This is a genomic window from uncultured Dialister sp. (genome assembly GCF_900538805.1).
In the GTDB taxonomy this organism is placed as follows: domain Bacteria; phylum Bacillota; class Negativicutes; order Veillonellales; family Dialisteraceae; genus Dialister.
The window spans coordinates 1-11831 of the sequence record NZ_UPZP01000075.1 but is presented as its reverse complement, the minus strand read 5'-3'; the positions used below and the strand labels follow the sequence as shown (position 1 = coordinate 11831).

The 11831-nt window shown below is 53.7% G+C and carries 12 protein-coding genes and 1 pseudogene; all 13 read left to right on the top strand.

Annotated elements, in window-relative coordinates; translation table 11 throughout:
- The first annotated feature begins 452 nt into the window (after window positions 1–452).
- Complete coding sequence (gene rpmH, locus QZQ29_RS07140) at window positions 453–590, top strand: 50S ribosomal protein L34 (RefSeq protein ID WP_008860520.1); 138 nt, start codon at window positions 453–455, stop codon at window positions 588–590.
- On the top strand, window positions 583–960 hold the full coding sequence (gene rnpA, locus QZQ29_RS07135; protein WP_296961764.1) for a ribonuclease P protein component: 378 nt from the start codon (window positions 583–585) through the stop codon (window positions 958–960). Before rpmH ends, rnpA begins: the two co-directional genes overlap by 8 nt.
- 1 nt (window position 961) lies before the next feature.
- Window positions 962–1171: a membrane protein insertion efficiency factor YidD gene (yidD, locus tag QZQ29_RS07130; protein WP_008860522.1), complete on the top strand. Its 210-nt coding sequence runs from the start codon at window positions 962–964 to the stop codon at window positions 1169–1171.
- Window positions 1172–1396: 225 nt separating this feature from the next.
- Window positions 1397–2050, top strand: a pseudogene (locus QZQ29_RS07125) (YidC/Oxa1 family membrane protein insertase); the annotation flags it as partial.
- A 338-nt stretch (window positions 2051–2388) separates the two neighbouring features.
- Entirely contained in the window at window positions 2389–3213 is an 825-nt protein-coding gene (gene jag / locus QZQ29_RS07120) for an RNA-binding cell elongation regulator Jag/EloR (RefSeq protein WP_296961757.1), read from the top strand.
- Between the two features lie 488 nt (window positions 3214–3701).
- The gene (recQ, locus tag QZQ29_RS07115; protein ID WP_296961754.1) at window positions 3702–5981 is read left to right on the top strand and encodes a DNA helicase RecQ; all 2280 of its coding nucleotides are present in this window, start codon (window positions 3702–3704) and stop codon (window positions 5979–5981) included.
- A gap of 441 nt (window positions 5982–6422) precedes the next feature.
- Window positions 6423–7217 (top strand): thymidylate synthase, encoded by a 795-nt coding sequence (locus QZQ29_RS07110; RefSeq protein WP_296961751.1) that lies wholly within the window; start codon window positions 6423–6425, stop codon window positions 7215–7217.
- Window positions 7214–7693 carry a dihydrofolate reductase gene (locus tag QZQ29_RS07105; RefSeq protein WP_296961732.1) on the top strand — a complete coding sequence of 160 codons (480 nt, stop codon included), beginning with the start codon at window positions 7214–7216 and terminating at the stop codon, window positions 7691–7693. Before QZQ29_RS07110 ends, QZQ29_RS07105 begins: the two co-directional genes overlap by 4 nt.
- A 12-nt stretch (window positions 7694–7705) precedes the next feature.
- Entirely contained in the window at window positions 7706–8122 is a 417-nt protein-coding gene (locus QZQ29_RS07100; RefSeq protein WP_296961729.1) for a flavodoxin family protein, read from the top strand.
- 410 nt (window positions 8123–8532) lie between these two features.
- Complete coding sequence (locus QZQ29_RS07095; RefSeq protein WP_296961726.1) at window positions 8533–8745, top strand: FeoA family protein; 213 nt, start codon at window positions 8533–8535, stop codon at window positions 8743–8745.
- 18 nt (window positions 8746–8763) lie between these two features.
- Window positions 8764–8988 (top strand): FeoA family protein, encoded by a 225-nt coding sequence (locus tag QZQ29_RS07090; RefSeq protein WP_296961724.1) that lies wholly within the window; start codon window positions 8764–8766, stop codon window positions 8986–8988.
- A gap of 24 nt (window positions 8989–9012) precedes the next feature.
- Window positions 9013–11160 (top strand): ferrous iron transport protein B, encoded by a 2148-nt coding sequence (gene feoB, locus QZQ29_RS07085; protein WP_296961721.1) that lies wholly within the window; start codon window positions 9013–9015, stop codon window positions 11158–11160.
- Between the two features lie 287 nt (window positions 11161–11447).
- Window positions 11448–11624, top strand: a complete 177-nt coding sequence (locus tag QZQ29_RS07080) for a hypothetical protein (protein WP_296961719.1) — start codon at window positions 11448–11450, stop codon at window positions 11622–11624.
- Window positions 11625–11831: the final 207 nt, after the last annotated feature.

The following is an 11831-nucleotide window of genomic DNA, read 5'->3' as shown; positions in this document are numbered from 1 at the left end:
TCCGGCCCAGGGTAGTTATATAGCACCGCTGCGCTGGCGAGGTACGGCGCCTTTCGGCGCCAGTATAAATGCCGCCTAACGGCGACGAAAGGCGCAGTGCCGCGAAGCGGCATATAAATTAGCGCCCCTCAGGGCGCCTTCCTCGCTAACGCAGTGGTACTTTATAACTTCCTAGGCCGAAGGCCTTGAACCCATCCGGGAGGCGCCAGCCGGTCCCGGATAGAACCCTTGGCGCTGAGGGCCGCAGGCCCAATAGCGCCATCAACCCTCGCCCGCGCCAGCGGGCGTCAACCTTCGGGAATACAGGTAAGCGCCGCAGTGCCATTTGGCGTTGCCTGCATTACTCTATTTTGTCAAGGAATTCTCATTGACAGGCACCACCGACTTGTATATAATTATTCTGTTATGGTGTGCGAAAAATGGCACTGCCAGCATGTAAGGAGGTGTTACTCATGGCAAAAATGACATTCCAGCCGAACAACCACTGGAGAAAACAGACTCACGGTTTCCGTGCTCGTATGAAGACAAAAGCAGGCCGTATTGTTCTGAAAAGAAGAAGAGCAAAGGGCAGAAAGGTATTAAGTGCCTAATCTAGATGAGAAGGGAAAGGCGGATTTCAGTCTTCCCCGCTCTTCCCGTATACGACAGAATAGGGATTACCGAAGAATTTATCGCCAGGGTAAGCGTTTCAGCAACCGGGCGGGGCTTCTTTATCTGGTGAAATCCAGGAGAAGCGACGTCCGCATCGGCTTTGTGGCTACGAAGAAAATCGGCCATGCCTTTGCCCGGAACCGGGCCAAACGGCTGATGAAGGAGGTTTACCGCCTCCACAGGCATGAGCTTGCTTCCCACTACGAAGCCATCCTGCTGGCCAGTCCCTTCCTTACCGGCGCAAGCTATAAGGAAGCGGAAAAAGCGATACTGGCATTATGGCGAAAAGCCGGGATTCTGGAGCAATAATATGAAAACTGTACTGATGGCGCTCATCCGCTTTTACAGGATTTTCATTTCTCCATTAAAGCCTCCCTGCTGCCGGTTTACACCTACCTGCAGTGAATATGCGCTGCAGGCGATAGAAAAATACGGTGCCCTGAAAGGCAGCTGGCTCGCAGTCAAACGGATTATCCGCTGCAATCCATTTTGCAAAGGCGGTTATGATCCCTTGCCGTGATGTGGCTGCTTTTTTTGTACCACAATCATCAAGACATAAGAAATGGAAGTTTCCCGAAGGAAATACAGGGGACACTGATTTCATCGGCTTGTCCTAATTTCAGGCATCCTTTTCCATGCCCATAACAATCGGAGCGGTCCGCCGCCCCACCCCGTACTCAGCAGGTTTTGAAATGCAGAAACCTGCCATTCCACGGTTGAAATGAAGACCGTACAAGGAGTCATAATGAGTGATTTTCAGATTCCGCTTCTGAGCAATCTGGTAGGTTTCCTTGCCGATATCATGCGTATCTGCCTGGAATACGCCTACAAACTGACCGATGACCTGGGCTTCCCAAGCTACGGGATTGCCATCATCGTTTTAACCATTATCATCAAGACAGCCCTTCTTCCGCTGGCCGTGAAGCAGATTAAATCCATGAAGGCCATGCAGGAAATCCAGCCGCTCATGCAGCAGGTGCAGAAGAAATACAAGAACGACCCGAAGAAACTTCGGGAAGAAATGGGAAAGCTCTATAAGGAGCACGGCGCCAACCCCATGTCCGGCTGCCTTCCCCTTCTGATCCAGATGCCGTTCCTGGTTTCCATTTACTATGCTCTCCAGGGATTCCCCTACGACCCGGCCCACGAAAGCTTCCTCTGGCTGGAAAGCCTGGCTGTACCGGACAGCACCTACATCCTGCCCATCCTTTCCGCCGCATCCACCTTCGTCATTTCCTGGCAGACCACGCCGAAAGACGCACCGGGGAACCAGAAGACCATGCTTCTTGTCATGCCCCTTATGATTGGCTGGATGTCCCTGAACTTCCCAAGCGGCCTTGTCATTTACTGGATCGTGGTGAACCTGTACCAGCTGGTGCAGCAGACCATCATGTTCCGTGAAGAAATGGTGGACCGTTTCAAAGGCAGCACCCCCAAGAAAGGGGTCGTCACCGTTCACGGCGACGTGCAGCAGGAAAACCTGAAGGAAGCGAAGAAGAAAAAGGTGATTCGCAAGAGAGTCATCAAGAAGGTTGTCAAGAAAAAAGACAATGGCGCCGAAGCGCACAAAGAAGAAAACAAAGAAGCCTCTGCAGAAAAGGATGCTCCCTCCGATGAACCGGCAAAGGAAGAAAAGAAATCCAGCGCTGCAGATACTCCTGCAAAGGAAGAAACTGTGAAAACAGGGCCTTCCGATACAAAAGAGTCTAACGATTCCGGGGAGGCTGAAGATAAGAAATGAAAACAGTGAGAATCACCGCAAAAACCATTGAAGCCGCCGTGGCCGAAGGCTTAAAGCAGCTTGGTATCAGCCGGGAGGAAGCTGTAGTTCATGTCGTGGAACAGCCCTCCAGCGGACTTTTCGGCCTCATCCATAAAAAGATGGCAGTAGTGGATATTTCCGCCCCTGACGAAGAAGCAGCGGTAGAAGAACCAAAGGAAGAACCGGCCCCGGTAGAAGCACCGAAGGCAGAAACACCGGCCGAAGAACCTTCTGTCAAGGAAACTCCCGCTCCGGTGACGGAGGAACCCAAAGAGGCTCCTGCTCCTGAAAAGGCAGAGGAAACGGAGAAAAAGGGGAGGGAAGAATTCGTCTTCAAACAGGAAGAACAGGAAAAGACTGCTGAAGAAGCGAAGAAATTCCTTTCCTCCGTCTTCAAGGGCATGCACCTGGATGTGACCATGGAATGTCTCATGAACGAAGAACGGATCCTCCTCAATCTCCACGGCGAAGGTCTGGGCATCCTCATCGGCAAACACGGCCAGACCCTGGACGCCCTCCAGTACCTCACCAACCTGGCCGCAGGCAAAGCCTTCCACCATCACTACTTCGTCCTTCTGGACGTGGAAACCTACAGGGAACGCCGCAAGGACACCCTGGAAGCCCTGGCCAGAAGACTGGCAGGCAAGGTGAAACGCACCGGTGAGCCGGTGAAACTGGAACCCATGGCCGCCGGCGAACGCCGCATCATCCATCTGGCACTGCAGGATGATGGTGCTGTCACCACGGAAAGTGAAGGCGAAGCACCGCATCGTTATGTAGTCATCAAGAGAAAAGACTGACTCTTGTGGCAACAAAAAACTCCCCTTTTTGGGGAGTTTTTTGTTGCGGCACTTACGGCGGGGGGATGTACTCCCGAAGGTTGACGCGGCTTCGCCGCGAGGGTTGATGGGGCCGCCGGGCTGACGCCCTGGGCCCCAAGGGTTCTGTCCGGAATCGGCTTCGCCTCCCGGACTGTTTGAGGGCCTCCGGCCCAGGGTAGTTATATAGCACCGCTGCGCTGGCGAGGTACGGCGCCTTTCGGCGCCAGTATAAATGCCGCCTGTCGGCGGCGAAAACCGCCATGCCGCGAAGCGGCATTATAAAACTCATCGCCCGAAGGGGAAGGTCGATACTACAACCCTTTTCCACAACCATTCTACACAACCTGCGGCGCAGCCGCGTCCCTTTGAACCCTTGAACCCTTTGAACCCTTTGAACCCTCGCGCCGGCAGGCGCGTCCATATGATATAATTATAAAGATACATAAAGCAAAGGAGAGGAGGAAAACATGGGACCTTCTGATGTGTTGAAGCGGTACTTCGGCTATGATGCTTTCCGGCCCCGACAGCGGGAAGTGATTGACGCCATTGTTCGAGGAGAGGATGTGATGGCTATCATGCCCACGGGAGCAGGGAAGTCCATCTGCTTCCAGATTCCCGCCCTGCTTTTCCCCCACGGCACGGTCATTATATCGCCCCTCATTTCCCTCATGAAGGACCAGGTGGAAACTTTGACGGAGCAGGGGATTCCGGCTTCCTTTGTGAACAGCACCATTCCCTACGAGGAATCCATCGAACGGCTCCGGAATCTGTACCGGGGGACCATCAAGCTGCTCTACATGGCGCCGGAAAAGCTGGAGCCCTCCTATTTCACCCAGTGCCTCTCCCAGGTGCCCCTTTCCATGATTGTCATTGATGAGGCCCACTGCGTGTCCCAGTGGGGCCATGATTTCCGTCCTTCCTACAGGAAAATCAAGGATTTCATCGATTCCCTTCCCCGCCGTCCGGTGGTGACCGCCTTTACCGCCACCGCCACGCCGCTGGTGGAGGCGGATATGAAGCAGAGCCTGGGGCTGGAGAATGCCCGGGTGTTCCGCACGGGACTGGACCGGCCGAACCTGTCTTTCCGGGTCATCCAGGGGGCGTCGAAGGATGATTTCATCCTCCGCTATGTGAAGAGCCATAAGAAGGAAAGCGGCATCATTTACTGCGCCACCAGGAAAGCGGTGGATACGGTGTATGAACTGCTCCGCCGGCGGGGCGTGAACGCAGGCCGCTACCATGCAGGCATGGAGGATGAGGCCCGGCGAAAGGCACAGGAGGATTTTTCCTTTGATAATGTGACGGTCATGGTGGCCACCAATGCCTTCGGTATGGGCATTGATAAGAGCAATGTGCGCTACGTCATTCATTACCAGATGCCGAAAAGTCTGGAGTCCTACTACCAGGAGGCCGGCAGGGCCGGCAGGGACGGAGCGAAATCGGAATGCATCCTTCTTTACAGCAGCAGGGACGCCGGTATCCAGCGCTACCTCATTGAGCAGGGAAATCAGGATGAGGAGCAGCGGAAGATGGACTACCACCGGCTGAACGCCATGGTGGATTACTGCCAGACCACATCCTGCCTTCGGAATTTCATCCTTGCCTACTTCGGTGAAAAGGTGACGGAGCCCTGCGGCCACTGCGGCAACTGCGAAAGCGGGAAGGGAAAGGTGGATATCACCGACACGGCGGTGCTTGTGTTCAAAACCGTGGAGTCCCTCCACGAACGGTTCGGCGCCGCAGTCATTGCAGACGTGCTTCACGGCAGCCATTCCCGCATGATTACGGAAAGGAAACTGGAGAATACTCCTACCTTCGGGAAGCTGTCCTTTGAAAGGACCACCCACATCAAGAGCGCCCTCAATAATTTCATTGCCGACGGCTATCTCCGCCGGGAAGGGGAACCCTATGCGGTGCTGAAGCTCACGGATAAGGCCCGGGCAGTGCTTGCCGGTAAAGCCGTGGTCTATGGCCTTGCCTTCGGCGCGGAAAGCGTCATGGCAGACGCGGCGGTGGAAAGGAAAATCGACCGGAATCCCGTCCGCCGGGGAGGCCTCTTCGAAAAACTCCGGACCCTCCGCACCTACATTGCCAGGGAGGAGCAGGTACCGCCGTTCGTGGTATTCTCCGACGCCACCCTGGAGGATATGGCGGCGGTGAAACCGAAGAACCTTGCAGAAATGGGTAAGGTTCACGGCGTGGGCGCCTTCAAACTGGAAAAATACGGCCGCCGTTTCCTGGAGGTGCTGCTGGAAAAGGACACGGAAGAAGAAAAGGAAGAGGAAATGGAAAACGATGAGGACAGCACCCTTCTGGAGGATTTGAAAAATCTGAGACGCCGCATGGCGGGAGAGGTGCATAAGGCGCCCAAGTCCATTTTCTCCGATGAAATCTTATCGTCCATGGTGCTCCAGCGGCCCACCACCCTGGAAGAACTGAAGCGCATCCGCGGCATCGGCTCCAAAAAGGCAGCGGCCTACGGCATGCCCTTCCTCAGACTTCTGGGAAACAGTACGCCCCCGCCGGCGCCGCCGTCGGGAGACATTATACAGGGAGCCTACTTCCTGTTCCTGAAAAAGGTGAGGGACCGGCTGGCAGGGGATGGAAACAGGGAATCCTTCTTCCCCGAAGAAAACCTCCGCCGCCTCTCCCGGGGCGATGACTCCGTCCTTTCCGGCCTTCCGGAAAAGGAGGCGGCGGAATTCAGGAAAGCCGTGGAAAACTACAAGAAAATTAAGGGGAGATAATGCGGCGGGCAGCGGTATTCCCGAAGGTTGACAGCCCCTTCGGGGCTGAGGGTTGATGGTGCTATTGGGCCTGCGGCCCTCAGCCCCAAAGGTTCTGTCCGGGACCGGCTGGCGCCTCCCGGACGGGTTCAAGGCTTTCGCCTCGGGAGTTATATAGTACCACTGCGTTGGCGAGGTGGGTGCCTGCCGGCACCATTTGATAAAGCCGCCGACAACGGTCAGCCGATTAAAAGGAAGGCCCTTTAATGGGCAGGCTAAGGGCCAACTTCGGCTGACTTGGAGGTCCTATGCAGGACCTCCACAGCATATACTCATCGCCGCGGAGCGGCGATACTTCCACCCTCTGAACCCTCTGAACCCTCTGAACCTTCTGAACCCTTTGAACCCGCACTTTATAACGCACTGCATTTTCTCTCAAATGAAACCAACAAAGGAGGACCTATGAGCCTAGCAGATAAAGAATACTTGGGCATTGTGAAGAACATCCTGGAAAAGGGAAAACTGGGGCAGAACCGCACCGGCATGCCGGCCTACAAGCTGCCCCACCAGATCATGCAGTTTGACCTGGAGAAGGAATTTCCCATTCTCACCACGAAATTTGTTGCCTTTAAGACGGCGGTGAAGGAAATCCTCTGGATTTGGCAGAAGCAGTCCAACGATGTCCGTCTTCTACAGAAATGGAACTGCCACATCTGGGACGAATGGATGCGGGAGGACGGCACCATCGGAAAGGCGTACGGCTACCAGCTGGCCAAGTACCACCAGGTGGATACGCTTTTGAAAACGCTGAAGGCGGATCCCCAGAGCCGCCGCATGGTGGTGGACCTCTGGAACGCCGGCGACCTACCGGACATGGCCCTCTACCCCTGCGCTTTTCTCACCATGTGGGACGTATCCGACGACGGCAGGCTGAACTGTATGCTGGTGCAGCGGAGCGGTGACATGGGACTGGGCGTGCCCTTCAACATGGCCCAGTATGCCGCCCTTATCTGCATGATTGCCCAGGTGAGCGGCCTGAAGCCCGGGCTTTTCACCCACGTCATCAATAACGCCCATATTTATGAGAACCATGTGTCTGCCCTGGAAATGCAGCTGAAGCGCCTGCCGGAGGCCTATGAAGCGCCGAAACTGGTGCTGAACCCCGATATCCACGATTTCTATGATTTCCAGCCCGAGGACATTGTGCTGGAAAACTATAAGCATCACGATAAAATCGCCATGGAGGTGTCGGTATGAGTCTTTCCATCATCGCAGCCCGGGCGGCAAACGGGGTGATTGGGAAGGATAACCGCCTTATCTGGTACCTTTCCGATGATTTGAAACGGTTCAAAGCCCTCACCATGGGCCATCCCATCATTATGGGACGGAAGACCTTTGAAAGCCTGCCCAAAGTGCTGCCGGGACGGGTGCACTATGTGCTTACAGGAAATCGGGATTATAAGGCGCCGGAGGGCGTGCTCCTTTTCCATACCGTGAAAGACCTGCTCTCTGCCCTGCCGGAGGGGGAAAGCTTCGTCATCGGCGGCGAGCACATGTACAGAGAAATGATGCCCCATGCCGACACCCTTTATATTACGGAAATCCGGAAACCCTATGAAGGCGATGCCTTCTTCCCCGAATTTGACGGGAAGGACTGGCAGCTGATTGAAAAGGAAGCAGGAGAAGGGGACATTCCCCACGATTTCTGCACCTATAAAAGAATGAAGAAATAAGAAGGGGATACCATGAGAATCGCAGTACGTTATTACAGCCGCGGCGGCGCCACGGAAAAGGTGGCAAAGGCCATTGCCCGGGAAGCGGGAGAAAGGGCGCTGGCCACGGACAAGCCCCTGGAAAAGAAGGCGGACATCCTTTTCATCGGCAGCGGCGTTTACAAAGGCCACATTGACGGCCACGTGAAAGCATTTATCGAAGGCCTTACGCCGGATAAGGTGGGAAAGGCAGTCTTCTTCAGCACCGCCATGCTGGGCGGCGGACACAGTGATGAAGAAGTGAGGAAGCTCCTTGCAGAAAAGGGGATTTCCATGGACACCAGAACCTTCCACTGCCACGGAAAGTTCCTCTTCTTCCACAGAAGCCATCCGGACAGCAGGGACCTGCTGGATGCGCAGATTTTTGCCCGGAAGATTATAAAGAAATAGGAAATTTCCAGTAGAATTTCATAAAAGGCAGCACCGGAAATGGTACTGCCTTTTTTATTTACCATCAGAAATCCGATAGGAAAAGCAGGCCTTTTCTGAAAAAGTTATATTTTCTAAATCCCATGAAATGCCGATTTCATGGGATATTTTTTGATGCTTCCAACTTACAGAGTTCCTAAAAAATAATTTTAGACATCGAATTTATTAGATTAGAGTAATCATATTTAAAATTTAACAAATATCATCGTTAATAAAAACCTAATCGACGAATATATGCTTAAATATTTTAAGACGGTTTACCATATAAAAAATATTTGGATATATTGACTAAGCGGATATGGCAGGCTTATGATAGGACCGTGATAACGATAGCAATTATCAATTGTGCCATAGGAGAGGAGGGAAAACCCATGATGCCCCTTGTATTTGCCAGGGAAGGAGACACCGTTACCATCCGCCGAATCGCCGGGAGGGACGATGTGCGCCAGCATCTGGCGGAGCTTGGATTTGTGGTGGACTCACCTGTTCTCATCGTAAGCCATATGGCAGGGAACCTGATTGTGCAGGTGAAGGGAAGCCGGGTGGCACTGGACCGGTCCATGGCCCAGAAGATATTTTATTGAGAAGGAAGGAAAAATGGTATGAAAACATTGAAGGAAGTGCCTGTAGGCAGCCGTGCCACGGTGAAGCGGATTCACGGAGAAGGACCTCTCCGCCGCCGCATCATGGATATGGGTATCACCAAGGGCACTGAAATATTTGTCCGCAAGGTGGCGCCTCTGGGTGACCCGGTGGAATTAACGGTCCGGGGCTATGAGCTTTCCATTCGCAAGAACGAAGCGGAAGCTATTGAAGTAGAACAGTAAAAATTTTTGAAAGGAGCAGCAGGAATGTCAATCAGAATTGCCCTGGCAGGCAACCCGAACTGCGGAAAAACGACTTTATTTAACGAACTCACCGGCAGCTCCCAGTATGTGGGCAACTGGCCCGGCGTGACAGTGGAGAAAAAGGACGGTCTTCTGAAGAAGCACAAGGATGTGATTATCCAGGACCTCCCCGGTATTTATTCCCTTTCTCCCTATACCATGGAAGAAAAGGTGGCCCGGAATTACCTGGTAAATGAACAGCCCGACGCCATTTTAAACATCATCGACGGTACGAACCTGGAAAGAAACCTTTACCTTTCCACCCAGCTCATTGAAATCGGCCTGCCCGTGGTGATGGCAGTGAACATGATGGACCTGGTGAAGAAGAACGGCGACACCATCGATGTAAAGAAGATGGGTGAAGAACTGGGCTGCGAAGTGGTGGAAATCTCCGCCCTCCAGGGAAAGGGCTGCATGGAAGCAGCGGAAAAGGCTGTGGAAGCGGCCAAAGCAAGACAGCAGGTGCGTCTGCCCTCCGTATTCACCGGCAGCGTGGAGCATGCCATCGCCCATATCGAAGAAACCATTGCGCCTAAGGTGGAGGACCGTTTACTTCGCTGGTACGCCATCAAGGTATTCGAACGGGACGAGGATGCCACCGCCGCCCTCCAGCTGGACCCGAAGACAGTGAGCCATCTGGAAGGCCATATCAAGGACTGCGAAGATGAACTACGCGACGATTCCGAATCCATTATCATCAACCAGCGCTATGCTTACATTGCAAAGATTATCAGCTCCGTACTGAAGAGGAAGACCGCGGCCCACACCATGACCGTTTCCGACAAAATCGACCGGGTGGTGACCAACCGTATCCTGGCGCTGCCTATTTTCTTCCTCATCATGACGGCGGTATACTTTATTTCCTGCTCCCTCATCGGCGGACCGGTGACGGACTGGGTGAATGATGATTTCTTCGGCGGCATGGTCACCGACGCCGCATCGGACCTGCTGGAAGCCATCGAAGCGCCGGACTGGCTGGAAAGCCTTCTGGTGGACGGCATTATCGGCGGCGTTGGCACGGTGCTTGGCTTCGTGCCCCAGATTCTGGCCATTTTCTTCTTTCTCTCCCTTCTTGAGGATTCGGGATACATGGCCCGCGCAGCCTTCATTATGGACCGTATTTTCAGGAAATTCGGCCTCTCCGGCAAATCCTTCATCCCCATCCTGGTGGGCAGCGGCTGCGGCGTGCCGGCAGTCATGGCTACCAGAACCATTGAGGACCAGCGGGACCGCCGCATGACCATCATGCTCTGCACCTTCATCCCCTGCTCCGCTAAGGCCGTCATTATTGCCATGATTACATCCACCTTCTTCCCGGACTCCGTGCTCATGGCACCGTCCATGTATTTCCTGGGCATTGCGGTCATCGTACTGGCAGGCATTGCATTGAAGAAGACCTCCATTTTCGCCGGCGACCCGGCTCCCTTCGTCATGGAACTGCCGGCTTACCACATTCCTTCCATGAAGGGTGTGCTCATCCACATGTGGGAAAGAGCCCGGGGATTCATCATTAAAGCGGGCACCATCATTTTCGCAGTCTGCGTTATCATCTGGTTCTTCTCTTCCTTCAACATCACCATGGACATGGTGGATGACATCGAAGAATCCATGCTGGCAGGCTTCGGCCGCATGATTTCCTGGATCTTCGCACCCCTGGGCCTGGGTGACTGGAAAGGCGCTGTGGCTGTCATTTCTGCGGAAATGGCAAAGGAAGACGCCATCGGCACTCTGGCGGTGCTGAACGGCGTAGCCAAGGATGCGGAAGATGAAGCTGTCATGGCCGGTATTGCCGGCATGTTCACACCCATTGCCGCCTTCTCCTACATGATTCTGAACCTCTTCGATCCGCCCTGCATCGTGGCCATGGCCACCATTGCCAGAGAAATGGGAGATAAAAAATGGGCAGCCCTGGCCATCGGCTTCCAGGTCATCCTGGGCTACTCCCTGGCCTTCATCGCCTACAACCTGGGCGGCTGGCTCTTCTATGGATTTGCCTTCGGCTTCGCCCAGATGCTGGCCATTGCCCTCTGCCTTGTGGGCCTCTACTTCATCCTCAGACCGGCACCAAAGGTTAAGGAAGAAATCGTAGAAGGCGCCGGAGCCAAAGCGTAAGCGGCATTCTAGGGAAGCGCTGATTCAATGGCTATCGGGTTTCATTCTTGTATTTTTATTCAATGCAAGAAATCAGTCGACGCGAATAGCGAGCTATTTAAGGAGACTGATGACGCAGCGTTGGATAAAAATACATATGAAATTCGATTCTGCGAATGAATCAGTGCTTCCCAAAACAGGCGGCGTCAGCCGCCACCACCACCCTCTGAACCCTTTGAACCAGTCCGCCTTTGGCGGACCGAACCCTCTGAACCTTTTATTTCAAATATCAGAAAGGAAGGATATCCATGAGTATCGGTACCTACGCCGTACTGGCTGTCATTGCAGCGGGCTTCGTCCTTGCGTGCCGCCATATTTACCGGGTCACCCTGGGAGGCGGCAGCTGCTGCGGCGGTAGAGACGATGAATGTCCTGCCTGCCGCGCAAGGAAGATGAAACTTCACGGCGGCCTGAAAAAAGGATAAATAAAAAACAGTGAAGAAATGACTGCCATTTCTTCACTGTTTTTTTATTGCATCTTCGCTTTGCTGCGGTCGAAATGACAGGGGCGGAGGCACTTGCGTCATTGTGGACTGCTTCACTTCGAAGTGAGATTTAAGGAAGCACTGATTAATTCGCAGAATCGAATTTCATATGTATTTTTATCCAATGCTTCGTCATCAGTCTCCTTA

Coding starts and splice junctions, on each gene's coding strand:
- rpmH (WP_008860520.1), top strand. CDS start 453: ATGGCAAAAATGACATTCCAGCCGAACAACCACTGGAGAAAACAGACT.
- yidD (WP_008860522.1), top strand. CDS start 962: ATGAAAACTGTACTGATGGCGCTCATCCGCTTTTACAGGATTTTCATT.
- jag (WP_296961757.1), top strand. CDS start 2,389: ATGAAAACAGTGAGAATCACCGCAAAAACCATTGAAGCCGCCGTGGCC.
- recQ (WP_296961754.1), top strand. CDS start 3,702: ATGGGACCTTCTGATGTGTTGAAGCGGTACTTCGGCTATGATGCTTTC.
- QZQ29_RS07110 (WP_296961751.1), top strand. CDS start 6,423: ATGAGCCTAGCAGATAAAGAATACTTGGGCATTGTGAAGAACATCCTG.
- QZQ29_RS07105 (WP_296961732.1), top strand. CDS start 7,214: ATGAGTCTTTCCATCATCGCAGCCCGGGCGGCAAACGGGGTGATTGGG.
- QZQ29_RS07100 (WP_296961729.1), top strand. CDS start 7,706: ATGAGAATCGCAGTACGTTATTACAGCCGCGGCGGCGCCACGGAAAAG.
- QZQ29_RS07095 (WP_296961726.1), top strand. CDS start 8,533: ATGATGCCCCTTGTATTTGCCAGGGAAGGAGACACCGTTACCATCCGC.
- QZQ29_RS07090 (WP_296961724.1), top strand. CDS start 8,764: ATGAAAACATTGAAGGAAGTGCCTGTAGGCAGCCGTGCCACGGTGAAG.
- feoB (WP_296961721.1), top strand. CDS start 9,013: ATGTCAATCAGAATTGCCCTGGCAGGCAACCCGAACTGCGGAAAAACG.
- QZQ29_RS07080 (WP_296961719.1), top strand. CDS start 11,448: ATGAGTATCGGTACCTACGCCGTACTGGCTGTCATTGCAGCGGGCTTC.